The 24657-nt window shown below is 70.2% G+C and carries 29 protein-coding genes, 1 tRNA gene and 1 riboswitch; of the genes, 16 read left to right on the top strand and 14 right to left on the bottom strand.

All coding sequences use genetic code 11. The annotated features are described in order from the left end of the window. Both FIF60_RS14710 and FIF60_RS22115 read left to right on the top strand, forming a co-directional pair. On the top strand, positions 1 to 810 hold an 810-nt coding region (locus FIF60_RS14710), incomplete at its 5' end, for a GntR family transcriptional regulator (RefSeq protein ID WP_144186853.1). 158 nt (positions 811 to 968) lie between these two features. Further along, complete coding sequence (locus FIF60_RS22115) at positions 969 to 1661, top strand: PEP-CTERM sorting domain-containing protein (protein ID WP_144186854.1); 693 nt, start codon at positions 969 to 971, stop codon at positions 1659 to 1661. 86 nt (positions 1662 to 1747) lie between these two features. Here FIF60_RS22115 and FIF60_RS14720 read toward each other — a convergent pair whose 3' ends face one another. The 5 genes from FIF60_RS14720 to FIF60_RS14740 all read right to left on the bottom strand — a co-directional run bounded on the left by FIF60_RS14720 (position 1748) and on the right by FIF60_RS14740 (position 6210). Further along, a complete protein-coding gene (locus FIF60_RS14720) occupies positions 1748 to 2404 on the bottom strand; it encodes a glutathione S-transferase family protein (RefSeq protein WP_158639228.1) in 657 nt (218 codons plus the stop codon). Between the two features lie 144 nt (positions 2405 to 2548). Then, on the bottom strand, positions 2549 to 4474 hold the full coding sequence (locus FIF60_RS14725) for a PAS domain S-box protein (RefSeq protein WP_158639229.1): 1926 nt from the start codon (positions 4472 to 4474) through the stop codon (positions 2549 to 2551). Continuing rightward, complete coding sequence (locus tag FIF60_RS14730) at positions 4458 to 4994, bottom strand: methanogen output domain 1-containing protein (RefSeq protein ID WP_144186857.1); 537 nt, start codon at positions 4992 to 4994, stop codon at positions 4458 to 4460. The genes FIF60_RS14725 and FIF60_RS14730 overlap by 17 nt, the downstream gene beginning before the upstream one ends. A gap of 319 nt (positions 4995 to 5313) precedes the next feature. Beyond that, positions 5314 to 5949: a PEP-CTERM sorting domain-containing protein gene (locus tag FIF60_RS22120; RefSeq protein ID WP_144186858.1), complete on the bottom strand. Its 636-nt coding sequence runs from the start codon at positions 5947 to 5949 to the stop codon at positions 5314 to 5316. Positions 5950 to 6136: 187 nt separating this feature from the next. Continuing rightward, positions 6137 to 6210, bottom strand: a tRNA-Gly gene (locus tag FIF60_RS14740). 195 nt (positions 6211 to 6405) lie between these two features. On the opposite strand from FIF60_RS14740, the gene FIF60_RS14745 reads away from it, so the two are divergent. Beyond that, entirely contained in the window at positions 6406 to 7275 is an 870-nt protein-coding gene (locus FIF60_RS14745; RefSeq protein ID WP_144186859.1) for a S8 family serine peptidase, read from the top strand. Positions 7276 to 7291: 16 nt separating this feature from the next. On the opposite strand, the gene FIF60_RS21640 is transcribed toward FIF60_RS14745, so the two are convergent. Next, positions 7292 to 7453: a hypothetical protein gene (locus tag FIF60_RS21640; RefSeq protein ID WP_158639230.1), complete on the bottom strand. Its 162-nt coding sequence runs from the start codon at positions 7451 to 7453 to the stop codon at positions 7292 to 7294. Positions 7454 to 7509: 56 nt separating this feature from the next. Here FIF60_RS21640 and FIF60_RS14755 point away from each other — a divergent pair, with 56 nt between their 5' ends. From FIF60_RS14755 to folE, 10 genes are all read left to right on the top strand, one after another. Next, on the top strand, positions 7510 to 8400 hold the full coding sequence (locus FIF60_RS14755) for a cyanobactin maturation protease PatG family protein (RefSeq protein ID WP_204251208.1): 891 nt from the start codon (positions 7510 to 7512) through the stop codon (positions 8398 to 8400). A 17-nt stretch (positions 8401 to 8417) separates the two neighbouring features. Further along, a complete protein-coding gene (locus tag FIF60_RS14760; protein WP_144186861.1) occupies positions 8418 to 8771 on the top strand; it encodes a hypothetical protein in 354 nt (117 codons plus the stop codon). After that, complete coding sequence (locus FIF60_RS14765; RefSeq protein WP_144186862.1) at positions 8768 to 9064, top strand: hypothetical protein; 297 nt, start codon at positions 8768 to 8770, stop codon at positions 9062 to 9064. Before FIF60_RS14760 ends, FIF60_RS14765 begins: the two co-directional genes overlap by 4 nt. A gap of 314 nt (positions 9065 to 9378) precedes the next feature. Further along, positions 9379 to 9897 carry a hypothetical protein gene (locus FIF60_RS14770; RefSeq protein WP_144186863.1) on the top strand — a complete coding sequence of 173 codons (519 nt, stop codon included), beginning with the start codon at positions 9379 to 9381 and terminating at the stop codon, positions 9895 to 9897. A 9-nt stretch (positions 9898 to 9906) separates the two neighbouring features. Further along, positions 9907 to 11022 (top strand): aminoglycoside phosphotransferase family protein, encoded by a 1116-nt coding sequence (locus tag FIF60_RS14775; RefSeq protein ID WP_144186864.1) that lies wholly within the window; start codon positions 9907 to 9909, stop codon positions 11020 to 11022. Beyond that, complete coding sequence (locus FIF60_RS14780; RefSeq protein ID WP_144186865.1) at positions 10998 to 13328, top strand: lanthionine synthetase LanC family protein; 2331 nt, start codon at positions 10998 to 11000, stop codon at positions 13326 to 13328. The genes FIF60_RS14775 and FIF60_RS14780 overlap by 25 nt, the downstream gene beginning before the upstream one ends. A gap of 35 nt (positions 13329 to 13363) precedes the next feature. Next, a riboswitch (SAM riboswitch) is annotated at positions 13364 to 13442 on the top strand. 53 nt (positions 13443 to 13495) lie between these two features. Continuing rightward, on the top strand, positions 13496 to 14701 hold the full coding sequence (gene metZ / locus FIF60_RS14785; RefSeq protein WP_144186866.1) for an O-succinylhomoserine sulfhydrylase: 1206 nt from the start codon (positions 13496 to 13498) through the stop codon (positions 14699 to 14701). Between the two features lie 32 nt (positions 14702 to 14733). Beyond that, on the top strand, positions 14734 to 15369 hold the full coding sequence (locus tag FIF60_RS14790) for a LysE family translocator (RefSeq protein WP_338032085.1): 636 nt from the start codon (positions 14734 to 14736) through the stop codon (positions 15367 to 15369). 24 nt (positions 15370 to 15393) lie between these two features. Continuing rightward, the gene (gene apaG / locus FIF60_RS14795; RefSeq protein WP_144186867.1) at positions 15394 to 15804 is read left to right on the top strand and encodes a Co2+/Mg2+ efflux protein ApaG; all 411 of its coding nucleotides are present in this window, start codon (positions 15394 to 15396) and stop codon (positions 15802 to 15804) included. 202 nt (positions 15805 to 16006) lie between these two features. Then, positions 16007 to 16654, top strand: a complete 648-nt coding sequence (gene folE / locus FIF60_RS14800) for a GTP cyclohydrolase I FolE (protein ID WP_144186868.1) — start codon at positions 16007 to 16009, stop codon at positions 16652 to 16654. A gap of 85 nt (positions 16655 to 16739) precedes the next feature. Here folE and FIF60_RS21645 read toward each other — a convergent pair whose 3' ends face one another. Continuing rightward, the gene (locus tag FIF60_RS21645) at positions 16740 to 16916 is read right to left on the bottom strand and encodes a hypothetical protein (protein WP_158639231.1); all 177 of its coding nucleotides are present in this window, start codon (positions 16914 to 16916) and stop codon (positions 16740 to 16742) included. Positions 16917 to 17206: 290 nt separating this feature from the next. Here FIF60_RS21645 and FIF60_RS14805 point away from each other — a divergent pair, with 290 nt between their 5' ends. After that, positions 17207 to 17608 carry a four-helix bundle copper-binding protein gene (locus tag FIF60_RS14805; protein ID WP_239451647.1) on the top strand — a complete coding sequence of 134 codons (402 nt, stop codon included), beginning with the start codon at positions 17207 to 17209 and terminating at the stop codon, positions 17606 to 17608. A 9-nt stretch (positions 17609 to 17617) separates the two neighbouring features. Here FIF60_RS14805 and FIF60_RS21650 read toward each other — a convergent pair whose 3' ends face one another. From FIF60_RS21650 to FIF60_RS14835, 7 genes are all read right to left on the bottom strand, one after another. After that, positions 17618 to 18007 carry a RidA family protein gene (locus FIF60_RS21650; RefSeq protein ID WP_158639232.1) on the bottom strand — a complete coding sequence of 130 codons (390 nt, stop codon included), beginning with the start codon at positions 18005 to 18007 and terminating at the stop codon, positions 17618 to 17620. 74 nt (positions 18008 to 18081) lie between these two features. Next, positions 18082 to 18573: a hypothetical protein gene (locus tag FIF60_RS21655; RefSeq protein ID WP_158639233.1), complete on the bottom strand. Its 492-nt coding sequence runs from the start codon at positions 18571 to 18573 to the stop codon at positions 18082 to 18084. Positions 18574 to 18772: 199 nt separating this feature from the next. Then, positions 18773 to 19279 (bottom strand): hypothetical protein, encoded by a 507-nt coding sequence (locus FIF60_RS14815; RefSeq protein ID WP_144186870.1) that lies wholly within the window; start codon positions 19277 to 19279, stop codon positions 18773 to 18775. Continuing rightward, entirely contained in the window at positions 19276 to 19782 is a 507-nt protein-coding gene (locus FIF60_RS14820; RefSeq protein ID WP_144186871.1) for a hypothetical protein, read from the bottom strand. The genes FIF60_RS14815 and FIF60_RS14820 overlap by 4 nt, the downstream gene beginning before the upstream one ends. Positions 19783 to 19960: 178 nt before the next feature. Further along, complete coding sequence (locus FIF60_RS14825) at positions 19961 to 20647, bottom strand: LysE family transporter (RefSeq protein ID WP_144186872.1); 687 nt, start codon at positions 20645 to 20647, stop codon at positions 19961 to 19963. 448 nt (positions 20648 to 21095) lie between these two features. Then, positions 21096 to 21587, bottom strand: a complete 492-nt coding sequence (locus tag FIF60_RS14830) for a VOC family protein (RefSeq protein WP_144186873.1) — start codon at positions 21585 to 21587, stop codon at positions 21096 to 21098. A 6-nt stretch (positions 21588 to 21593) separates the two neighbouring features. Beyond that, the gene (locus FIF60_RS14835; RefSeq protein ID WP_144186874.1) at positions 21594 to 22577 is read right to left on the bottom strand and encodes a Bug family tripartite tricarboxylate transporter substrate binding protein; all 984 of its coding nucleotides are present in this window, start codon (positions 22575 to 22577) and stop codon (positions 21594 to 21596) included. Positions 22578 to 22689: 112 nt separating this feature from the next. Between FIF60_RS14835 and FIF60_RS14840 the strand changes: the two genes are divergently transcribed. Together FIF60_RS14840 and FIF60_RS14845 are read left to right on the top strand one after the other, a co-directional pair. Continuing rightward, positions 22690 to 23649: a LysR family transcriptional regulator gene (locus tag FIF60_RS14840; RefSeq protein WP_158639234.1), complete on the top strand. Its 960-nt coding sequence runs from the start codon at positions 22690 to 22692 to the stop codon at positions 23647 to 23649. Positions 23650 to 23858: 209 nt separating this feature from the next. Further along, positions 23859 to 24644, top strand: coding sequence for a PEP-CTERM sorting domain-containing protein (locus FIF60_RS14845; RefSeq protein ID WP_158639235.1), 786 nt, complete (start codon positions 23859 to 23861; stop codon positions 24642 to 24644). Positions 24645 to 24657: the final 13 nt, after the last annotated feature.

The following is a 24657-nucleotide window of genomic DNA, read 5'->3' on the forward strand; positions in this document are numbered from 1 at the left end:
GCGCGCGGCCTGGTGCGGCGCGCGCAGGGTCGCGGCTACATCGTCGCCGGCGCGGCCTTTGCCGGCGCCAAGCCTTCGCTCGCGGGCCTCGGCGGGGAGCGCCTCGCGCCCTCCGCGAGCTGGGCGCGGCTCTACGGCGACGTCGAGCGCGCGATCGTGTCGCGCCAGTCCTTCTCCGCCTGGCGCGTGGTCGAGACGGAGCTCGCCCGCCACTACGGGGTGAGCCGCACCGTCGCGCGGGAGGTGATCGCGCGGCTGAACCAGCGCGGGCTGCTCCGCCGCGACGCGCGGGCCCGCCTCGTCGCGCCTGCGCTGACGGCAGCGCATGTGGGCGAGCTGTACGAGATGCGCGCCTTGCTCGAACCGGCAGCGCTCGTCCGCGCCGCGCCGCTCCTGCCCGAGGGGTTCGTCGCCGAGCGTCGTCGCCGCATCGAGGCCGCCATGGCACGGGCGGAGCAGCTCGACGGCGCCGCCCTCGACGCGCTGGAGGCGGACCTGCATGGCGAGCTTCTCGGGTTCTGTCCGAACGCGGCGCTGATGGAGGCGGTGCGGCAGCACCAATCCCTGCTCGTCGCGCACAGCTTCCTCTACGGCTGGGTGCCCCGGCTGTTTCCGGCCGAGCCGTTCCTGCCCGAGCATCTCCGCGTGCTTGCCGCGCTCGAACGCGGCCAAGCGGAGGAAGCGGCCGAGGCGCTTGCCGAGCATCTTCGCGGCTCGGCGGCGCGGGCCGTCGCGCGTATCGAGGAGGTGCGGCGCGCGCCGCAGCCGCCCTTGCTTCCCTACCTCCAGCCGGTCAAGCCAGGCTGCTGAGGGCGAGTCAGGAAACTTAACACCGCACGGTGGCAGCGGATTCGAAGCGAAACGATGTCAGCACGTTACGTGTTTGGCACCGTTCTTGCTCAACAACATTGCGAACCAAGCCGCGCTACTTCGCCGTGTGCGGCCACAACCTCGGGAGGGGACCAGGGATGAACGTCATTCGAACCATTGCATTGGCCGGAGCTTTCACGGCCGCCGTGTCCTTCGTGCAGGCGCATGCCGCGCCGACGATCAGCGCCTCGATCGTCGCGAACCCGACGGCCACGAACATGCCCTTCGCCCTCGAGAATCTCGGGGCAGCCGGCATCAACGGGCTAGTGAGCCAGGCGCCGTTCACCACCAGCACGGGCGTGGATGTGAGCTTCACCGGTCTGTCGGGCGTCTATTCCGGCGACGTCAGCGGCGTCACCCGCTCGCCCTTCCGCACCGCGGGCGGCGCGGCCGATACGCTCAACTATCTGAACGCCCGGGCCGGCACGGCCGGGGGTTCGGTGATCCTCGGGTACGGCGCGCTGCAGACGTCGTTCAACCTGCTCTGGGGTTCGGTTGACCCGAGCCCCACGACCTACAACCAGCTCACCTTCACCTTCTCCGGTGGCGGCGCGACGACGGTCGTTTCCGGCGCCGACGTGGTCGCTGGTCTCGGCGGCGTGCAGGCGGGAACGACGAACCTCGCCGTCATGATCAGCAACCTCGACGCGTTCGACACCATCACGGTCACGGCCTCGCAGGAAGCGTTCGAGTTCGTGCCGGGCGTTCCGGTTCCCGAGCCCGCCTCGCTCGCCCTTCTGGGCATGGGGCTGCTCGGCCTCGGCGCCGCGGCCCGCCGTCGCCGCGGCTGAGCCGGCGCTCCGGGCCGCAAGGCCCGGTGGACGGAACGGGGGCGGTCCCGCAAGGGCCGCCCCTTCCTCGTGGGCATCGCACGCCGCTATTCCAGCGCCGGCGGAACCCAGTGCGGCGGCCAGGTTCGCCGCACGAGCGGCAACGCCCGCATCCGCGCGTACCAGGACGCGAGGCGCGGGCCCAGAAGCTCACCCGTCACGAGGCCCGGGTTCCGTTCGGCGATGCGGAAGCCGAGCGCGATCTCGGGAAAGAGCGTGATGTCGGCGGCGGAGAAGCCGCCCGCGAGGAAGTCGCCGCGGATCAGGCTCTCCCAGAGCGCGAGCTCCTCGCGCATCTCTGCCCAGATCGCGTCGATCCGCGCCTGCTCGCGCTTCTCGGGCGGGGTGTAGAAGACGGCCTCGACGAGATGCTCGAGGGCGGCGGCAAAGTACTGGTCGGCCTCGCGGACCATCCGGCGCTCGATCGCCCTCTGACGGAGATCGGAGGAGAAGAGCGCGGGGCCATCGGGCCAGGTATCGGCGATGTACTCGAGGATGGCGGCGGATTCGTAGAGCACGAACCCGTCGTGCTCGATCACCGGCACGCGCCGGCGCGGGTTCAGCGCGGCGAAGCCGGGCGTGCGGAAATCGCCGCCCTCCCAGGAGAGCGTCCGAAGCTCGTAGGGAATGCCCTTCAGCTCGAGCGCGAGCCAGACCCGCCACCCATAGGGCGAGCCAGACATGGTATGAAGCGTGAGCGCCATGTGACCCTCGCGATCCCGGCACGAAGGCAGTCTAGCGCCTCGTGAGCGCGGCATGGCCGGGAATCTGCCTCTCGTCCCTCCGCCATCGCCCCTCTCAGGGCGGTGAACGCTCAGACGGAGCGGGCGGGGGTGCAACGCAGGGCGTCACTCGGCGAGCAGGCGTGCCTTCACGGTCGCGACGAGGCGGACGAGGTCCGCCTTCCGGTAGGGCTTGGGCACGAACGTGACCTCCGCGGGAAGCTCGCCCTGGTCGGACAGCGCCGTTCCCGCATAGCCGGAGGCGATGGCGCACAGGATCCCTGGGCGTCGCGCGGTCGCGTGGAGGACGACATCGATGCCTGAGAGGCTGCCCGGCAGCACCATGTCGGTGAAGACGAGGTCGATCCGCTCATCGCCGTCGAGCAGCAGTTTCGCCGACGCACCGTTCTCGGCGACATGCACGGTGCAGTCGAGGCCCGAGAGGATGCGCACCGCGACGCGGCGCACCATCGGATCGTCCTCGACGATCAGCACCGAGGCGGGCGCGGGCGGCTCGAGGTCGCTCTCGGGTCCGGCTGCAACGGCCTCGGCAATCTCGGCTGCAGCGAGGAAGGGAAGGTAGAGCTCGACCGTGGTGCCTGCCCCCTCCTCGCTCAGGATCGCCATGCCGCCGCCCGATTGGGCGGCGTAGCCGTCGACCTGCGCGAGGCCAAGGCCGGTGCCGCGCCCCAGCCCCTTGGTGGTGAAGAAGGGCTGGCGCACCTGGCCGAGCAGCTCGGCCGGGATGCCGCTGCCTGTGTCTGCCACCGCGATGCGTACATAAGGGCCGGGCGCAACGCCGATCGCTGTCGCCTCCTCCTCGCCGAGCGCGACCGCATCGGCAGAGATGTTCAGCGCCCCGCCGCGGGACATCGCGTCCTGCGCGTTGATCGCGAGGTTGAGGATGGCGGCGTCGAGCTGCGCGGCATCGGCCCGCACCATCAGGGGATGCTGGCCATGGCCGATCTGGAGCGCGATGTCCGCGCGGAGCGCGCGGCGGAGAAGGTCGCGCATCGCAACGATCCGGCTCGCGCAGTCGAACATCGCGGGCTTCAGGGGCTGGCGTCGGGCGAAGGCGAGCAGCGCGCGCGACAGCTCCGAGCCATGCTGCGCGGCGGAGAGAATGCTGCGCACCGCGTCGCGTGCCGTCGTGTCGGATGCGAGCCCGTCGAGAAGCGATTCCGCGCCGCCGATGATGACCGTCAGCAGGTTGTTGAAGTCATGCGCGATGCCGCCGGCAAGCTGGCCGATCGCCTCCATCTTCTGCGCCTGGGCGAGCTGCTCCTGCAGGAGGAGCTGCTGGCCGACATCGCGGAGGATGGCGACGAAGACCTCGTGGCGGCCCGAGGTGCTGCGCTGCACCGCAAGCTCGAGCGGGAAGCTCGTGCCGTCCTCCCTCACAGCGACCGCTGTTTCCCGGCCCGCAGGCGCGCTGCGCGGCAACCACATCGCCTTGAGCGCTGGCTCAGACAGTTCCGTCTGTGCAGCGATCGGGGTGAGCGAGAGCACGGTGCGGCCGACGAACGCGCCGGGAGCGACGCCGAACATGGCCGCCGCTGCAGGGTTGGCCAGGGCGATGACGCCCTCGCTGTCGAACATCACCACGCCGTCCCGCATCGTCTCGATGACGAGACGAAGACGCTCCTCGCTTTCCCGACGCCCGTGCATCTCGGCGTTGAGTGCCGAGACCTGGCGCTTCAGCTCGGCAAAGCCCCGCTGGTCGCGATCTCCGGTCAGCAGCCGCAGCAGGATGGCGCGCTCCCCCTCGCCGAAGCGACAGGCGCCCGCCTCGCAGCGGAGATCGACCGTCTCGGCCGCCGAAACGGGGAAGGCGAAGCGGCCGGGGATCGGGTCGGCCGCGGACGCGGCATCGCGCAGGAAGTCTAGAAACCGTGCGGCGGGAAGGGCGGCGAGTACCGTCTCCTCGCCCGCGGCAATGGTTCGCCTCGCTGCCTCGTTGCGGGCGAGCACGCGCCCGGCCCGGTCGAGCAGGAGCATCGGTGCCCGCTCGAGCCGAGCGAAGGCGAAGAAGGCCTCAGCAAGCGAGGTCATCATCCCGCCTGAAGTATTCCCGTCCTTCCTCGCGGCCAGGCCGCAGGTACACGACGACGCGGCAATGCCCGTCGCCGCGGGCGATCGTCCGCTCGAGCGAGACCTTCGCGTAGCCCTGGCTCTCGCTCGCGATCAGGCCGAACACGTTGGACGTCATCATGCAGAGGGATTCGCGGTTCTCGACCTTGCGGCCGAACGGGCAGCGCGTGTTGTGGAAGACGATCCTGTCCTCCGTCTCCTCCTCGATCGTGAAGTCGCCGTCGATCCGGGCCTTGAGGTTGGTCAGGACCTGACCGAGCTGCGCCCTGTTGAGCCGGTCGACCGCCAGTGCGGTGCGGTACTCGCGATCGATCTCGCTGCCGAGCGTGCGGCCGACCACGCTGATGTAGCCCTCCGCCTCCTCGAGCCCGACGACGTCCTCGAGGGCACCGGTCAGCGCCCGCAGCATCGAGCGCAGAAACACATCCTTCGTCAGATCGACGGAGAGGGTCTCGAGGGGATGGCCAGAGTCAGCAGACATGCAGGCTTCCCGGGCGACAGATCCACCAGCGAGGTGGATGTATAGGAACAAATTACTATCCGGACGCCAGGCTTGCAAGGTATTCGCGCATTAGTTGTATCGCACTCGGCGCCGGGACGCGAGCCTTGACGGCGCGCGGAGCCATTTTGCGACCGCATGGCGCGAGGCGGCAGTGTGTTCGCCAGGCCTATGTCGCTGCATTGCGGGCGGGGCCATCGGAACAGGAGCGACCATCCGGCCACACCAAAGAGACGGGGCGGTACCTTGCGATACCGCCCTGTTCCAGCCAGTCAGGCGTTGCGTCAGCGTGTCGCGACGATCAGGCCGCGCGACGGCGACGGCGGGCGAGGCCGAGGCCGAGCAGCCCGGCGCCGAGCAGGGCGAGCGTGGCCGGCTCCGGAACAGCGGTCGGCCGATAGCTCACGACCATGTCGTTGTAGTCGTTGTCGTCCTGCGAACCCGTCGGGCCGCCATCGTCGAAGAAGAAGGCGTAGGTGCCGCTGGACGCGTTGAAGAAGATGTCCATGTCGGCCTGCTCGCGCCAATTGCCGCCGGTCACCCGCCCGTCGGTCCAGAGCATGGCGTCGTTGGCACCCGTCCGGTTGTTGTCGAAGAAGAACAGGAACGGCGAGAAGCCGGGCGCGATCGCCGCCACGGAACCAACGGCAGCGCCGGGACCGAACACGACAGTCTGGTTGGCATAGCCCGGCCCGAGGCCAGAGAATCCGAACGAATTGCCGAACTCGGCATTGCGCAGCTCGAGCTCGCCGCTGCCAGGCAGGGTGAAGGCGGCAGTCGTCTGCCCGAGATAGGCCCAGCCCGCAGTCGAGGCCGTCCCCATCGCGGCCACGAAATCGGCCTCGCTGACGGTCCCGCCGATCAGGGCGGCCTGTGCGCCACCCGCAGCGAGGGCCATGCCCGCCGCTGCTACGCCCGCCAGAAGAAGCTTCCTCATTGCCAGTCCTCGATGCTCGTCATGCCGCGCTCCGCAATTGAAGCGCCTCTCCACGAGGAGAAGCAGGTTTCATGCCAGCAGCGTCATGTCAGCAAACTGAACGGTCTGCCAGCCCCCCTATCCAGCTGGCGCCCGGGCCGTAAGAATCTCCGACAAGCCCCGGCGGGTCCACGGTGTGCGGGGTGGCTGGAGCGGGTAGCGGGAATCGAACCCGCGCGTTCAGCTTGGGAAGCTGACAGGCTACCATTACATCATACCCGCCTGATCCCGCGGTTATACGGGCACGGCGCACGGCCGGGCAAGCGGGGGCCAACGCGCCGCTCCGGGCATGCCGACCCGGCATCACGCAATCCTGAAGCGCCGCACGACGCGCCTTACATCATTCCTGTTGCAGAACGTCATCGACGGGCGGAGAGTTCGCAGGCGGGCCGGGCGCTCGGCAAGGGACAGTGGGCCATGCGACCACTGGACTTGGTACGCCTCACGCCGCTGATGGTGCGTACGCGCGGTCGGCCGGAGGTCGTCGTCGCGCTCGTGGATGGCCCCGTCGCGCTCCATCATCCCAGCCTCGGCGAGGCACGCATTACGCCGCTGCCCGGTCCCCGGGAGGCCGTCTGCGCCGATCACGCGACCGCCGCCTGCCGCCACGGCACGTTCGTGGCCGGCATCCTCGCGGGCGATCGGGGTGGCGGATCGCCCGCGATCGCGCCGGACTGCACCCTGCTCCTGAGCCCCGTCTTCAGCGAGGCCGGCAACGGGCCCGGCGCGCCGCCGAGTGCCGCCCCGCGCGCACTGGCCGCCGCGATCGAGGCTTGCATCAAGGCCGGGGCGCGCATCGTCAACGTCTCCGCCGCGATCGAGCCGGGGGCGGCTGGCGAGACAGAGGCGCTGACGGCAGCGCTCGACCACGCGGCGCGGCGGGACGTGATCGTCGTCGCCGCAGCCGGCAACGTGGCGACGATCGGCAGCAGTGCGATCACCGCCCACCCTTGCGTCATTCCGGTCATCGGCTGCGACGGCGCTGGCCGGCCTCTTGCAGAGGCGACGCTCGGCGCCACGATCGGGCGCAATGGGCTCGCCGCGCCGGGAGACAAGGTCGAGAGCCTCGCTGCCGACGGGGCGAGCGTCACGCTCGGCGGCAGCAGCGCCGCGGCGCCGTTCGTCACCGGCGCGATCGCGCTCCTGTGGTCCGAGTTCCCGCGCGCGCCGGCAAGGCTTGTCCGCGCCGCCGTCACGCGGCTTTGGCCCGGCAGCAGGAGGTCGGTCGTGCCGCCCATGCTGGATGCCTGGGGCGCGTGGCAGGCGATGCAGGGGGCGGCGCGATGAGCAGGTCGCCCCCTTCTCAGGCCAAGCCGCCCTTCCGCGTGCGCCTGCCGGGGTTCGGTGCGGGGAAGGAGGTCGGGCTCGGCGAGGCCGTCTCCGCCGTCGCACGACGGGCCGGGTTCCGTCGCTGCGGCGGATGCGAGGCGCGGGCGGCGACGATGAACAGATGGGTGACGTTCACCGGCGTGACCTTCACAGGCCGCAGACGCTGAAAGAGAGCAGGAAAGGGCGACGACGATGGAGGCAGAGACCGTCGAAGCGGTTCCCCCCGCCGGCACGATGCCGGTTCACCGTGGGGAGGTCATGGCGGCCGAGGGCACCGGGCCATGCCCGTCCTGCGGCGGGGCGGGCTGGGAGCCGCAGGGCTATGCCTACGCGGTGGGCCGCATCGAGGTGCGGTTTCCGACCCTCGCCGCCGAGAAGGAGTTTGCGCAGGTCGCGGGCAGGGCCGATGCGGCAGGGCAGACCGACCAGCAGCTCTTCCACGCCGTACTGTCGCAGCGCCAGCACCGATATCTCGCGCGGCAGATGTGCTGGGTGCTGCGCGTCCAGGGTGTCGAAACCTACATCCTGCAGCCGCGCGAACCGGCCGAGCTCGATCTCCTCGTCGAGAGCATCCGCCCTGCACCCAGCCCCGCCGACCTCGACGTGGTCATCGGCTTGCGCGGGCCGGTGGCGGGTCCGGAGGCGTGCAACGGGCTGATGCTGCCGGTCCTCGCCTTCGACCAGATCTACAGCTTCGATCGCGACGCCCTGCTCAAGGCGATCCCCCGCCCGGACAAGACGCCGGCGGCCCAGTTTCGCGCCGCTTCGGAGGAGATGCTGGACCGTCTCCTGCTGCTCACCGACAACGCGGGCGCGACCGACGAGCATCGTGCGGTGAACTATCTCGCGATGCGCTATCCGGCCATCTACGCGCATATCGCAGCTGCGTTCGCGCGCAATGCGGCGCTCACCGGCGTCGAGGTGCGGCCCTCCGCGCTCTCGGGCTCGCGCAGGATTCTCGACGTCATCCTCGCCACGACCGACCGAACGACCGACGTGATCGAGAAGGCCTTCGTGCGGGTCGACGTGACCGAGGAGTTCCCGTTCCTCGTGAGCAAGCTCGCGCCGTTCTACGACCGCTAAGGAGAAGGGAGAGTCCGATGCAAGCACTGCCAGGCTTCACCGCCGAGGCGACCCAGTATGCGAGCCGCTCGGCCTATCGCGGGACGCGGCGAGGATCAGGGTCCGGCCTCGTCGTCGCGCAACTGCGGCCGATCGGGTTCTGCATGGCCGATTGCGACTTCACCGAGACCAACCCCGTGAGCAACGCCTTCTGCAAGATCGGCTGTCTCGAAGACCCCGGTGGCGGGGGTGGCGTGGGCCCCAGCGAGCCGACCTGCAAGCCCGCCTGCGGCCCCTGCATCGAGGGCACGCGGCTCTGCATCACGGCCGATTGCGAAACCGTGGAGCGCACATGCCGCGCCCCGCGTCCGCGGCGGAGCGCGCTCCTGTGAGCGCGCGGCTGCCGGGCTTCACCGCCGGTGCCTCGCTCGGACCTGGCGCGGCCTATCGCACCGCCGCCGGCGCGCCGGCCATCACGCCCTCGGTCGTGGCAGCGCTTGCCGCCAAGCCGCCGATCTACGGCTGCTCGTGCGGCATGAAGGAGTGCTGCTGCCGCACCTGGGCGCCAGGCGGCGACATCATTTCCTGCTGCCCGCGTGATGGCGAGGGGAGTTGCTACAGCTGGGTCGAGACACGGTTGCGGGTCCATCGCCTACCGGGATCGTTCACGATCGCCCAGCGCTGAGCGGCCAGCGCCGAGCGACCCCCGGTGAGCGAGCGGCTCTGAGCGAGCGGCACATCGGTGCGTTTGCGGATCGTAACGGTCGCTTCGATGTGACTTCTGCAACGTTGACTGCGCCGGCGGCGATGGTGTTGAGTCGCATTCGTTGCGATCGCGGTATCCTCTGCGACGCACTGAACGGCCGTGGTTCCGCGCCCCGGAGGCGTGCGGGATGCATATGGCATCCACGCACTCTGTGATGGCGCGACATCACCCGCGTGACGGCGTTCGCAGGATTTGCCGCATGGGACCGTCCTCACGAAGAAGGAACGGACAGCATGCCCGCGCCAAAGCTCAACCCGGACGAACTCGTCGAGAGCCTCGTCTCGGATCCGTCCCGAATTCCCAATACGCGGATGATGATGGGCTGGCTCGGCAAGTCGGCCTCGACAGGCCGATGGCGGCTCTACCTCTCGCCGACGATGAACGACTATCTGGAGTTCGACGCGGCGGACGTCGTCAACAGCCAGCGCCTTCCGCTCGAGGCGGCGCCGCTCGGTGGGACCGCGCTTTGGCTGCAGCGCGACGCGAAGGTGGTGCTCAACCGCCTGAGGGCATCGCAGGCGCACGCGGCCTTCCTCGACGGGCCCGTCTCTCGCGACCATATCGGGCGCTTCGGCAAGGGCTTCACGATCGGCGACGGCGACACGACAGCCCATACCACGCCGCTGACGATCATCACGATCCTCGCAACCACCACGATCATCGTGATCGTGTCGGCAGCGACGGAAACGAACTGTCCGAACCCTGGCAACAGCGCAGGCCTCTGCCCGACATACCTGTCGCATTGCTGCTAGCCTGACGTGATGCTCGGACCCGCCGGCGCGGTTCCCTGGCTGCTCGAGCGGGCACTGCTGACGCCTGACCATGTGGTCGAGCACGGCGTGTCCATGATCGACGTGTCGCGGCGCAACGCCAACCTCGCCATCGTGGTCGAGGGCGGGCCGTCCTACTTCCTGAAGCAGGGCAAGCGCGCCTCGCGCTCGAGCACCGTCCGCCGCGAGGCGTCGTTCTATGACTGGGCCGAGGCGAAGCATCCGCCACCGCGGTTCCACGCCCTTTTGCCCCGCAGGCTGCTCTACGACGAGGCGGCAGACATCCTGCTGATCGAGTATCTCGGGAACGGCAGGACGCTCAGGGAGCAACAGATGGCAGGGCGGCGCAGGTTCCCGGCCTGGGCCGGAGTGGTGGCAGGGGCCGCGCTCGCCGACTTGCACCGCCACGACCAGCTCGACGGCATCACGCCCATGCCCGATCCGCGCGGCGGGCTGCCGTGGGTGCTGCACCTCGCCGAGCCCGATCTCGGCATCTTCGCCGAGACGAGTGCTGCCAACATGCAGCTCGTGCGGATCGTGCAGCGCTATCCGCGCTTCGCCGAGGAATTCGCAGCGCTTCGCCGCGACTGGTTGGCGTCCGCGCTGATCCATGGCGATTGCAAGTGGGACAACTGGATCGTCCCGCCAGAACGCAAGCCCGTGAGGATCGTCGACTGGGAGGCCCATCAGCTCGGCGATCCTCTCTGGGACGCAGCGACCATCGTCGCCGAGTATCTGCGGTGCTGGCTCAACACCGTCCCGGTGGTCGACGAGGTGCCGTCCGAGCAGAACCTCGACAGCGCCGCGTTCAGGCTCGCTGACCTGCAGCCGGCGATCGGGGCGTTCTGGGATGCCTACGCGTCGGGCATCGGCTTCGAGGCACGAGAGCGGGCGGACGCGCTCGTGAAGGCGACGCGCTACGCGGCTGCGCTTCTGGTGCAGGTTGCGTTCCAGCAGATGCAGCCGGCCGCGTCGCTGAACGGCACGGTCGTCTGCTTCCTCCAGCTTGGTCTCAGCATGCTCGAACGGCCGGAGGAAGCCGCCGCGCAGCTCCTCGGCATCACCGGCAATGGCAGGGTGGGATGGACGCCAGCCGCGCTGTCCTGAGCGATGCGATCGCGGCGCTGCGGATCCGCTCCGCGACGTCTTTCTCGTGGTTCGGCGCGCCGTCGCCGCGACTGCCAAGGCGCATCGCAGACAGCCTCGACCCGAGGCTGGCCAAGACGTACCTGACAGGATCGATCCAGGCCCGCCTCTACAACCAGTTCTACATACGGGGACGGCCGGTTCCCGCCACACCGCATTCCGACCTCCACCCCGATGTCGGGCTGACCGACTTCGTCAGGCAGCTTTCGGCCGCGAACCGCAGCCGCTTCTCGCTGGACAGCGGGTGGTCGATAACGCGGCGGGGGAACGGCGTCTGCACCGTCACGAAGGACGCGCTCACGCTGCTGGTTCCGACGCAAGCGGTCGAGCAGGCGCAGGGCGAGGAGGGCCCCGTGACGGTGCGCGTTCCGAAGGAGTGCTTCGGCTTCTCGCCGGGCTTCTACGTCGCGCTTGGCGAGCGGGAGCTGGTGCGAGATGGCTCGGTGCCGTTGCTCAGGGTCTACTGGAACATCGCGCCGGATGCGGCCGCGTCGCTCGTCACCGCACTCACCGTCGCGCTCAACGAAGCCACGTTGCCGTTCATGCTGAAGGTGCTGAACGACGCGAGGCGCTTCACGCGCTGCGATGCGGCGGTGCTCTACGTTCCCACCGACAAGCATGACGCGATGCACGAGGCGGTGCGCCCGGTCCACCGCGCCCTGGCAGGCGCCCTGGGCGACGCGATTCCCGCCTTCACGCTTCGGCTCGCGCCCGGGCTCGGCCTCGCCGAGGACCCCGGCACCGGCGAGAGCTTCGGCATGCATCGCTGCCGCCTGGTGGCCGAGGCGCTCGTCGCTGCCCATGCGGCGCGCGAGCGCTCGGCCGCCGCGCGGCTCGCCCGCGTCGAGGCGCAGTTCCGCGAGGCAGGGCTCGACCTCGACCGGCCGCATCTCCGCCGGGCCGATGCCGACGACCGGTATGCCGCATGGCCGACCTTCACTCCCCCTGAAGTGGAGCCACCCTCAACCAGTGGCTCCGGCGCGTGGCTCGAAGCGGCAGGCGCGATCGGAATGATGCTGGCCGGCAGCGCGGTGTGGCACGGCGAGCGGTGCACCTGGCTCGGGCCTGAGCCGATGGCGGGCCATCCGCATGGCGAGACGGTTCATCGAACGCTGGGCCCGGGCCTCTATTCCGGTCTCGCAGGCATCGCCTGGTTCCTCGCCGAGCTCGCCGCGCGAAGCGGCGAGGCCCAGTTCGCGGCGACCGCTCGCGCGGCGCTGCTGCAGGCCCGCCACCTCGCCGCGACGGTACCGGCTGACGCGCGCGTCGGCCTCTTCCCCGGCTGGAGCGGCATCGCCGTCGCCGCTGCCCGCGCGGGTGCTGCGCTCGGCGACGAGCTCCTCACCGGCATGGCGTCGGAGCTTGCAGCCGAGATCGCGCGCTTTCCCTACGCCGACGCGAAGGCGGAGCACGACGTCATGTCCGGCTCTGCCGGCGCGATCCTTGCGCTCTCGGAACTGTCCCGCCATGTCGCTCCGGAGGTGCTCGGCGACGCCGCATCGTCGCTCGGCCATCGTCTTTGCGAAGCGGCGACGATCCGGCAGGGTTGCGCTTCATGGGGCTCGCCCGCGGAGCGGCGCAACCGGCACCTCTGCGGCTACTCGCACGGTGCGGCCGGCATCGCTGCCGCGCTCGTGCGGCTGTTCGACATGACGGGCGAGCGCCGCTTCGCCGACACGGCCGCCCGGGCGCTCGCCTACGAACGGCGCTTCTACGCCGCGGAGGAGGGCAACTGGGCCGATCTTCGCGGCGTCGTCGCGGGCGGGCCGCGCGGCACGGTACCGCGCGCCTATCCCGCATTCTGGTGCCACGGTGCGCCGGGAATCGCCCTCTCCCGCGTCCATGCGCATGCCGTGCTCGGCTGTGCCCGGTCCGGCGACGAGGCACGAGCGGCGCTCGCCTCGACGCGCGCGGCGCTACGTGCCGCGCTGCGCGCCGACAGGGCCGATCTCTGCCTCTGCCACGGCGCCTGCGGCAATGCCGATGTCGTGCTGTACTGCGAGGCCCGGCGCGATGGCGGAGAGGAGGGCGGGCAGGACCTTGCGCGCGCCGTCGGCCACGCCGCGGTTCGGCGCCTCGGGCTGCCGCAGCAGGCGACGGGCGCGAATGCCTCTCCCGGCCTCATGCAGGGCCTCGCCGGGGTCGGCATGTTCCTGCTGCGCCTGCACGCACCGGGCATCCCCTCGCCCCTCGCGCTCGGGTTGCCTTGGGCTGGTGAACCCGGATCCCGGGCACCGAGGGGCCGGCCGGTGCCGACGCACGCTTGACCCCCGCGAGGCAGCCGCTTAAGCGTTGCGGCGGTGGCAGCACCCCTCGCGATTTGTCCGGCCGGCTTGCGGCGAGGTGAAACATACGCGCTAAAAGGCCGCAGGTCCCCGAACGAGGGGGTCGCGACCCCGTGGCCGGGCCCGCAACGAGATGGGGTCCGTCATCGATGACCGAACCGAACCGCTACCGTCCCGCCACCCTCGCCGTCCATGGCGGGCAGGTGCGCAGCCAGCATGGCGAGACCGCCGAGGCGCTCTTCCTCACCTCCGGCTTCGTCTATGACGATGCCGCCCAGGCCGAGGCCACCTTCCTCGGCACCGCGCAGCACTACCAGTACAGCCGCTTCGGCAACCCGACGGTCGCGATGTTCGAGGAGCGGCTCGCCGCGCTCGAGGGCGCCGAGGCCTGCCGTGCCACCGCCACGGGCATGGCGGCGGTCTCTGCCGCGATGCTCGCGCACCTCAAGGCGGGCGACCGCGTGGTCGCCTCCCGCGCCCTGTTCGGCTCCTGCCATTGGATCGTCTCGACGCTCCTGCCGAAGTTCGGCATCGAGACGGAGTTCGTCGACGGGCGCGACCTTGCCGCCTGGCAGCGCGCTCTCGCCCGCCCGGCCAATGCCGTCCTGCTCGAGAGCCCGTCCAACCCCTGCCTCGAGGTGGTCGACCTCCGGGCGGTGTGCGACCTCGCGCACAAGGCTGGCGCGACGGTGATGGTCGACAACGTCTTTGCCACCCCGCTGCTGCAGCGGCCACTCGAGTTCGGCGCCGACGTGGTGATCTACTCCGCCACCAAGCATATCGACGGGCAGGGGCGCTGCCTCGGCGGGGCGATCCTGTCATCCAAGGCGTGGATCGAGAACACGCTTCAGCCCTTCATCCGCAACACCGGCCCCTCGCTCAGCCCGTTCAATGCCTGGGTGCTGCTGAAGGGTCTCGAGACGCTGAAGCTCCGCATCGACGCGATGTGCCAGGGCGCGGCGGCGGTGGCCGACTTCCTGGCCGCCCAGCCGGGCGTGACGCGGGTTCTCTACCCCTCGCGCAAGGACCATCCGCAGCACGCGCTCGCGATGGCACAGATGAGCCAGGGCGGCACCGTCGTCGCCTTCGAGGTCGAGGGCGGCAAGCCGGCAGCCTTCGCGGTGCTGGACGCGCTGCGCCTGATCCGGGTGAGCAACAACCTCGGCGATTCCAAGTCGCTCGTCACCCACCCGGCGACGACGACGCATATGCGCATCGGCGCGGAGGAGCGGGCGAAGCTTGGCATCTCCGACGGGCTGGTGCGCCTCTCCGTCGGGCTCGAGGACCCCGCCGACTTGACGGAGGACCTCGGCCGCGCGCTCATGGCGGCGAAGGTCGCACGCGCCGCGGAATGATCCCGCGCCGCCCGGCCTGATCGGGCGAAGGCATGGCGGCGATGGGGTGGGAAACCTGGGTCGGCTTCGTGGCCGCGGCGGCGATCATCCTTGCCATCCCCGGGCCGACCATCCTGCTCGTCATTGGCCAGTCTCTTGGTGTGGGGCGTGGCGGGCGCGGCGGCGCCTGGCCGCTCGTCGCCGGCGTCGCTGCGGGCGATCTTGTGGCGATGACGCTCTCCCTCGCCGGGCTCGGCGCGCTTCTCGCCGCCTCGGCCACCGCCTTCACCGTCCTGAAATTCGCAGGCGCGGCCTATCTCGTCTGGCTCGGCGTCTCGCTGTGGCGGGCGAAGGTTCCGGACGAGGGCGAGATCCCCGCAGCCCTCGAGCCGTGGAAGGCGGCGCGCGCCTCCTTCATCGTCACCGCGCTGAACCCGAAATCGATCGCGTTCTTCGTGGCCTTCGTGCCGCTGTTCATCGACCCCGCGCGCCCCTTCCTGCCGCAGGCGGCCATCCTGGTCGTGACCTTCGTCACGCTTGCCGCGGCCAACGCCTCGCTCTACGCGCTCGCCGCAGCGCGGCTTGCCGGGGCGGTGCGGCGGCCGCGCGTGCGGCGCTGGTTCAACCGCACAGGCGGTGCCATGCTGATCGGCGCGGGCGCCGCGACGGCGGCGATGCGGCAGGGCTGAGTGCTGGGGCAGGGCGCGGCTGGGATGGCGGGCGAGGGCGGCTACAGCGCGACGACACGCGGCATCCGCGTCACCGTGCAGCCCTTCTTCCTCGAGGAGCAGTCCTCCCCCGAGGAGGGGCGCTTCGTCTGGGCCTACAAGGTCGAGATCGCCAACGAGGGCGCGGAGACGGTGCAGCTCACCCACCGCTCCTGGTCGATCACCGATGCGATGGGGCGCGTGCAGAAGGTGCACGGGCCAGGCGTGGTCGGCGAACAGCCGGTGCTGGGACCTGGCGAGAGCTTCGAGTACACCTCCGGCGCGCCGCTTCCCACGCCTTCGGGCTTCATGGAGGGCGCCTACCACATGGTTGTGCAGGGCACGGGCGAAGCGTTCGACGCCGCCATCCCCGCCTTCTCCCTCGACAGCCCCCACCAGCAGATGCGGCTGCACTGAACCGCCCCGCGGACGCTTGACGAGTGGCCATTCGGCCTCACTTCGAGCACAGTTGAGGTCAGGTGCCTGAGCGGCGCCGGGGATGGTCCCCTGCGCCGCCCACGACCCCGCCACCGGATGCGCGTGCGATACGGCGCGTCCGACAAGGAGGGGCAACAAGAACGGTCATCCCGCCACCCCAGTCCGAAAGGGACTTCGACTGATGAATATCCACGCCCCCGCCGCGGTGTCCGCCGCCCCCGTCAGCCGCTCGCGCCCGACGCGCGAGGAGGCCGAGGCCGCCGTGCGCACCCTGCTTCTCTGGACCGGCGACGACCCGGACCGCGAGGGCCTCGTCGACACGCCTGCGCGCGTGGTCCGCGCCTATGAGGAGTTCTTCGCCGGCTACGAGACCGACCCCGTCGAGATGCTCGCCCGAACCTTCGAGGAGACGGACGGCTACGACGAGATGGTGCTGCTGCGCGACATCCGGCTCGAGAGCCATTGCGAGCACCACATGGTGCCGATCATCGGCCGCGCGCATGTCGCCTACCTGCCGCACAAGCGGGTCGTCGGCATCTCGAAGCTTGCGCGCGTGATCGAGGTCTATGCCAAGCGGCTTCAGATCCAGGAGAAGCTGACGGCGCAGATCGCCAACACGATCAACGAGGTGCTCCAGCCCAAGGGCGTGGCCGTTGTGATCGAGGCCGCACACCAGTGCATGACGACGCGCGGCATCCACAAGCCCGGCGTGTCGATGGTCACGAGCAGGATGCTCGGCGCGTTCCGCGACGATGCGGCGACGCGGCGCGAGTTCCTGACGATGATCTCGATGGGCGGCACATCCGCCCGCGGCGCCTCGGAGGCCTGACGGCGTCGGTCCCCGGGTCGGGCAAGGGCGGCCGCCTCGCAGTCCGCGGCGAGGCGCCGCCCGGATGCCGTTCGGGGCGTCCGGCTCAGCGCGTCCGGGTCGGGCCCTTTTCGGCGACGGCAGCGGCGTGGGAGGCGTGCAGCAGGGCGATGAAGGCATCGCCCGAGCTCGCCTGGTGCGAACGCTCGGAGAATGTGCCGGAGGCGATCAGGGTCGTCAGCCCGATCAGCGCAGCAACAAGCGGAATGATCAGTCTAGGCATGGCACTCGCTTCCCGGTCGTCTCGGGTGTGATTCGGCGCATCGAGGTGTTTCGGCTTCGTGTCCACCGGCGCGGTTCTCGGCATGGCTGCCATGCGCCGTGAAACCGGAACGTCCTCTCCTCGTCTCGGCCCGAACCTAGGCCCGGTCCCCCCTCTCGTGCAGTGACGCTCCTCACATACCCGTCATCCGTCGGGCCGATGGAGATGCAGGCCCAGGCGTTGCGCAACCCTGCCCTGCCCGCGTCGTTGAGCCTCGAAACCGGTCCGTCCGCCCGAGAGGGAACACGAGAATGATGCACGCCGCCGAGATGCTGCAGAGCCACCCGAACCACCTCGCCATGGGGGAGGACGCGCTCACCCGCTGCGTCGTCGCCTGCTACGATTGCGCGCAGACCTGCGCGTCCTGCGCCGATGCCTGCCTCGCCGAGGACGGCGTGGAACATCTCAGCCAGTGCATCCGCCTCGATCTCGACTGCGCCGATCTCTGCTGCGCGGCGGGAGCGATGGCCACGCGGCGGACCGGCACGAACCGCGACGTGCTCCGCCACGTTCTCGCGGCCTGCGAGGCGGCCTGCCGCACCTGCGCGGAGGAGTGCGAGCGCCACGCCGACATGCACGAGCACTGCCGGATCTGCGCGGAGGTATGCCGGACCTGCGAGGCTGCCTGCCGCGACGCCGCGGCCGAGATCTGAACGAGCCCGTCAGCCGACCGCGATCGCCTCGACCTCGATCGCGCAGCGCGGATCGGCGAGGCCGGCGACGATCACCTGCGTGCTTGCCGGAGGCGTGCCGGGGAACAGGGCGTCGCGCTTGGCCTGCCAAGCGCCGCGCGCCGCCCGCGTCGTGAGGTAGGTCGTCAGCTTCACCACATTCCCCCAGCCGAACTCGTGATGGGCGAGCGCCGCCTCGATGTGGCGTGCGACCAGCTCTGCCTGGCTGGCGAAATCCTCGGGAACGGACCCGTCCTCTGCGATCGGCAGCTGGCCGCTGATCAGCACCCAGCGAGCCTCGCCCACGACCTCCGCCGTCATGGAATAGCGCGCGGCCGGCTTCGGCATGCCTGCGGGGTTGGCGAAGGTGATGGTCGGCATTGGCGGGTTCCGGAGGTGCTGGGCACCCACTGTGCCGCGGACGGATGGTGCGGCCAAGTCGGCGGGATGGGCGGCTATCGCCTCTCCCATGCAACGGCACCGTGAACGTAGGCCCAGAGCATCGGCCTTTCCGGCGGCCCGTGCATGATCCGCGTAAGCGTCGCTCGCCCGCGAAGCCGTGCGTACGGTCCGCTTCCGTCCTCGACGCGGGCGCGCAGCGTGTGCCATCCCCACGGCCCGGACTCGGCCTCGAGCGTGAGCCGCATGCCCTGGCCGAACCGGTCGGTCAGCGCGCAGGCGGCGTTGTCGGCCAGCAAGCGTCCCGGCTCGAACCGCATCGTGCCGGTGCAGCCAAGGTCGAACCCTGCGAGCAGCGCCTCGCCGCCGTCTCCGTCGGTTCCACCGCGGGCACGGTAGCGGGCGCTGACCACGCCGTCGTTGTCCGGTTCGAGGCCGAGCCATTCGAGCGACATCTGCCCGCTGAACGGCAGCACGCCGATCTGCTGTGCCGAAGCGTGGGCCGCAGCCATCGTGACGATCAGCGCCGCCCCGATTGTCGTACGCATGGCCATTCCGCCACTTCCCGTTCACCCTTCGATGCAGAGATTGACGCACCGATCGCCGGGCCGGATCCGTGCGCACAGGCACATCTCGCCACGACGTGCTCGCAGGACGGATGCGGGAAACGATGCCTCTGCGGCACGAACGCGCCTTATCACGGCGCTGCTGTCCAGGGCCTCGCGCCGGATCGTAGCCTTCTGCGCCTTACTCGCGCGACCAGCGGATGAATCCGTGGAACACGCCCATCGGCGCGGTCGAGCCGGGCGGAATGAGCATCGCGCGGGTGAGCTCCCCCTCGCCGCGAACCGTAGCGTAGGGTCCGGTGCCGTCGCCGAACCTCGCCTTCAGCGTGTGCCAGGACCAAGTATCCTGGCCGGAAGCGAGGTCGAGCCACATGCCCTCGCCGTACCGGTCGGTCACCCGGCAGGAGGCCTCGTCGGACTGGATAAGCCCGCCGCCGAGCTCCATCGTCCCCACGCATCGGAGATCGAAGCCCGAGAGAAGGGCCTCCCGCCCGTCGCCGGTGTCGCCGTCGACGGAACCGACGATACGATAGCGCACCGTCTCCACGTCGCCATCGCTGGGCTCCGACGCGATCCATTCCACGGTCATGACGCCGCTGAACGGCATCGTGCCGAGATCGCGCGTCGCCAGCGCAGGCGACGAGGCAAGGATAAGGAGCGCGGCTGCCGCGAGCGTACGCACGGTCACTCGGCCGCCCTGTCGCGCGCGACCATGGCGAGGCGGAGCATCAGCCCTGCCCTTCCCGTCGGCCGCTCGCCACTCAGGTCCATTCCGCGCTCCATCGTCATGGTGCCGTCGAGACCGGCGAACCGCCCGCGGCCGCCATAGAGCTCGAAGCGCAGAAGCGCGGTGCGCGCGCGCCCGTCGACCGCGCTGCCTCGGGCGAACAGGACAGGCGCGCCGTCCTCGCCGAGGCGGCACATCGCCTCCTCTCCGCCGAGCGACGCATCGATGCCCCAGGAGGCGCCGACGCAGGAGAGGTCGTAGGCGATGCTGTCGCTGCCGTTGGGGAAGGCATGTCCCTTGAGCTCGTAGGTGGCGAACCAGAACCCGTCGCTGTCCTGCATCCGGTTGCGCAGCGCGTACTCCACGCTCGCGGTCATGCGCAGGACCAGGGTTTCCGCCGGCAATGCGGGGGAGGCCGCCGCGGTGGCGAGCACGGCCAATGCTGCTGCGTAGAGCGTCCTCATCATCGTCGCTCCCGTTTCGATGTCGCGATGGTATGCGACGGCCCCGCCGCCCGATGTGCGATCCGACACGCCATGGCAGCGCCTGGCGCAAAAATGGATGCACGCCGATGCGCCTCTCCGGAGCATGGCCGTTCCGGCGTCGATACGCCCTCCTCGTCGCGCCACCCTGCCGAATCCACTAGCCGCAGGAGAGACACGACCACGCCGTCGCGGCGGCCATCAGGACGAGCGCAGTGGCCGCCGCCACGCGGATCGGTCGATGCCAGGCCAGCGCCGCCCGGCGTGGAGCGGGTAGGGAGAGCACGGCCGCGACGGTCAGGAAGAAGGCGAGTGCGGTTGCCACGACGGCGATCAGCGTGACGACCGCAGTCACAGCTTCGCCATGTGCGGCGCCGCCAAGCGGGCCGAGGAACTGGGAGGCGAAGAACGCGCCGGTCGTCGGATTGGTCGCTGCGGTGCAGAACCCTGCTCCGAGCGCCGCCAGGCATCCGGCAGCCGCACCTGGCCGAATGCGGCCTGTCGCAGTGCCCTCGTCCACAGCCGGCGGCCGCGTGCGTGCGATGGCGACGGCGATGCAGAGGAGAAGCAGCGCGCCCACCGCCCGTGCAGCGGCGTCCCAGTTGCGCACCGCATCGGCCGCAGCGCCGATCGCAAAGAGAAGCGCCGCACCGAGCGCACCGGCTCCGAGAGCAACGCCGGCGCAGAACGGCGCTGCCCCGCGTACCCCATGCAGCGACGCGATGCCCGCGACGGCGAGCATGTTGGGTCCGGGCGTGGCGAGAATGACCACGTAGCCAAGGACGAAGCCGACGATCAGGCGCAGCTCTGCGTCCCAGGCCGCGGCGGTTGTGAGGTCTGCCGGCATGGCTCACTCACCTTGCCGCGACGATGCGATTGCGGTCGCGGGAAGCGCACCGTGCCGGGCGGTCTTCGCGGTCATCGTCGAAGCCCTCGCTCCTCCCGTCCCCACCTGTGGCGGCACCGGCGCCGCACCGTCGAGGACGGCGGGTGTTGCTGCGCAGAGCGTACTCATCACTGCCGCTCCCGTTGCCATTCCGCGACAATATGGCTCCGCGCCATCGTCATGCCGCGCTCCGCTCACCGGACTGAACTCCGGCTCCAGCAGGGATACGAGGGAGGGCCTGCATGACACCATGCGGATGTCGCCGCGAATGCGATATGTCCCTCGTATGGCAGTGCATGGTCGCCAGATCACGTTGCGTGATCGTTGTAGCCGAGCGTGCCGGGGCGGGCTGTGCGATCGGGCACGGCATGGCGGCACCCGCCGCGGGATCGCCATCACGCTGATGCGCCTATCCCGCGCACGCACGCTTCGTCTCCGCGATGATGTCGTCATCGCTCCGGTCGAGGTCGAGCGCGCGGGACGAGGGCTGGGTCATCGCGAAGGGCGCGGGCACGAACACTTCGACGGCGTTGCCCTCCGGGTCGACGAAGTAGATCGACCAGGCATTGCCGTGATCGGCCGCACGAAGCCCCGCCGCGCCGCACGCCGCCGCCCTGTCGCGCACGCCGCGCAGCGCGGCGAGGGAGGGGACGGTGAAGGCGATGTGGTCGAGCCCGCCCGATGCGCCGCGCTCGCCCTCGACGAGCATAAGTGCGTGGTGCACGCCGGCCTCGCCGCTCAGGAACACCATCTCGCGGCCGCGCCGCGCGCTGATGCCGCTGTCGGTTACGGCAAGGTCGAGAACCTCGGCGTAGAAGTGCCGCATGCGCGCGAGGTCGCCCACCACCAGCCCGAGATGCGCAAGCCGCGCTCCGCCCGCGACATCGTGCGTCCTTGCCATCGGGGGCTACTCCTCGGCCGTGAAGCCTGACGCGCGCACCACGGGCTCCCACGCAGCAAGCTCGGTGCGGATGCGCTCGGCCGTCGCGGCCGGAGAGAGCGCCATCGGCGTGATCTCGAGCCGCTCGAGCCGCTCGGCGATGTCGGGCCGCGCAAGTGAGGCCTTCACCGCCTGATAGAGCACGTCGCGAACGCCGGTCGGTGTGTCCGCGGGCAGCATCAGGCAGAAGGCCTCGCTCGAGGTGAGCTGCGCGAAGCCTGCCTCGGCGAAGGTCGGAACCTCGGGAAGGCTCCTCAGCCGTTGCGGCGACGTGACGGCAAGGAGCCGCGTGCGCCCGGCGCGGACGTTCGGCGCAAGCTCCGCCATGTGGCTCATGAAGCTGTCGATCCGCCCGCCCAGAAGATCCGTCTGGGCGAGCGCGCCGCCGCGATAGGGCACGACCGTGAGGCTCACCCCTGCGGCGCGCGCGAGCACGAGGCCGAGCATGTGCTGCGGCGCGCCGAGTACGGGGGGAGAGAAGGTCGCCCCGCCGCGTTCGCGCGCCCAGGCGAGGAAGCCCGCGAGGTCCTGCGCAGGATGGTCGGCGCGGACGACAAGGCCGTAGCAGAGCTCGCCGATCGTCGTCGCCGCCTCGAAATCGGCGATGGGATCGTAGCGCGTGGTGCGCGGGAACACGTGCGGGAACAGCGTCAGGACAGGCATCGGCGCCTGCAGGATCGTCGCGCCGTCGGGCGCAGCCGCCTTCACCGCTTCCGCTGCGAGGCGGGAGCTCGCACCCGGCCGGTTCTCGACGATCACGGCCGGGGCGTAGCGGGCATCTACGAGCGCGCCGGCGAGAAGCCGCGCGACCGTGTCGGTGCCGCTTCCCGCAGGCGAGCCGACGATGATGCGCGCGAGCCGGTCCACCGCCGCTTCGGCCTGCCGCGCCGCCGCGAGCGCGGCCAGCGGCGCGAGGAGGGCGGTGCGGCGCCTCAGCATCATCCTGTCCATCGACGGGTTCCCTTGCGTCGGATCGGTTCGTGCAAGGAAAGACTGGACCGACGCGAGGCGTAGCCCCAAGCTCTGTTTTCTGACACCCTATTTCCATTATGGGTACCACACCATGCAGCCGACGGACCGCATCGCCAGGCGCCTGAAGCCGCGTGACCTGCACGTGCTGATGGTCGTCGGCGAGGAGGGCTCGATGGCCAAGGCGGCGGACAGGCTCGCCGTGTCTCGGCCGGTGGTCTCGAAGGTAGTCGCCTCGCTCGAGGCCACGCTCGGCGTGCGCCTGCTCGACCGGGTCGCGGACGGCGTCTCGCCGACCGCCTACGGCGCGGCGCTGATCCGCCACGGCCAGGCCGTGTTCGATGCGCTTCGCCAGGGCGTGGAGGAGATCGCCTTCCTGTCCGACCCCGGTGCCGGCCTCCTCCGCATAGGCTGTTCCGAGATCGCCGCGGCCGGCATCGTCGCCGCTGCGGTCGACGAGCTCTCCCAGCGCCATCCGCGCGCGCATCTGGAGCTCGAGCAGGGCAACCCCGACAACAGCCTGAGGCTGCTGCGTGAACGCCGCGTCGATCTCGTCGTGTCCCGCATCGTCGAGACGGGTCCCGACATCGCGATGGAGCCGCTGCTGAACGAGCAGCTCATGGTCGTCTCTGCGCCCGATGCCCCGTGGGCGCGGCGGCGGCGGGCGATCACGCTCGCCGACCTCGCCGATGCGCCGTGGATCCAGTCGCGCGCCGAGATCGCGCCGGGAGGGCCCACGCATGACGCCTTCGCCGCGCTGGGCATGGCGGTGCCGCCGATCCGGGTGATCAGCAACTCGCTCAACCTCCGCTTCGGGCTGATCGAGACGGGCCGCTTCATCACCATGATCCACGACTCGGCGCTCAGGCTCGGCGCGCCCCGCGCGCGGCTCCGCGTCCTTCCCGTTGCGGTGCCGCCGTGGCGCTTTCCCACGGTCGTCGCGACGCTCAAGGGCCGTACGCTGCCGCCGCTTGCGTCGCTGTTCCTCGAGATCCTGCGCGGCGTCGTCCGCCGGCTCGAGACGCACCCCGGCCGCCCTGCCTCGGGTCGCTGACCACGGGCAGGGCACGACCCGGTTCCGCACTTTTTACGCCGATACGCGCGGCGACGAAACGAGTCGGGATGTTTTACAGTCTGTCCGACCGGCGCTTTGGTGCAGCCGCAAGACGCTGAACGGGCTCAGTTTCCTACAATGGCATGCAAATTGCTTCCAGAATTCGAAGCTGCACAGTTGCTGAAATAGCGACTTCTGGGAGACAAAAAATGCGGAACCTTCTGATGGCCGGCGCTGCCGTGGCCGCCCTCTCGCTCGGCGGGGTGGGAGTGGCCGAAGCAGCGCTGCTGTCGCTCGGCAACGGTGCGGGGATCGGCAACGGCGTCGCCGCCGCGCCGCAGTTCGGCTCTATCCCGTCGGGCGGGTCTGGTGGCGGGAACACGAACGAGCTGTTGCCGCTGTTCGCGCCCCTGACGTCGGCCGGCCCAGGCTACGGCTACTACGGGGCGACGATCGTCGGCACGGCGGGGGCGAGCTACCTCTACGAATTCTTCGGCGCAGAAGCGAGCAACCGAAACCAGTTCACCGTGCCCGGCGCGGGGACGTTCACCACGAGCGGCAACACCGGCATTGGGCTCGACGGCATCAATCGCGCGTCGAGCCTCGGAGCCCCGCTGGCCTCGTTCAGCAGTGACAGCCTCGACTTCAAGTTCATCATCAACGGCGGCAATGGTGGGGTTTACGAGGTTCGCAACAACGCCGATGCGATCGTTCCGGGCGTCGGAAGCGGCAACGTGAACGACACGGTGGTGAACGCGCAGAACTTCTTCGCGACGTTCGACATCCTCAACGGCAATCCGCTGACGGCGCCGCAGTCAGGCGATGTCGTCTATCTCTGGCTCGATGATGGCAACCAGGTCGACGACAACCACGACGACCTGCTGGTCCGCATCACCGCGAGCACGACCTCCGTGCCCGAGCCCGCCACGCTCGGCCTGCTCGGCGCAGGCCTGCTCGGCCTCGGGTTCGCGGCGCGCCGGCGCAAATCTGCCTGAAGCCTGCGCGGGC

The organism is Elioraea rosea (assembly GCF_007644105.1).
Lineage (GTDB): Bacteria > Pseudomonadota > Alphaproteobacteria > Acetobacterales > Acetobacteraceae > Elioraea_A > Elioraea_A rosea.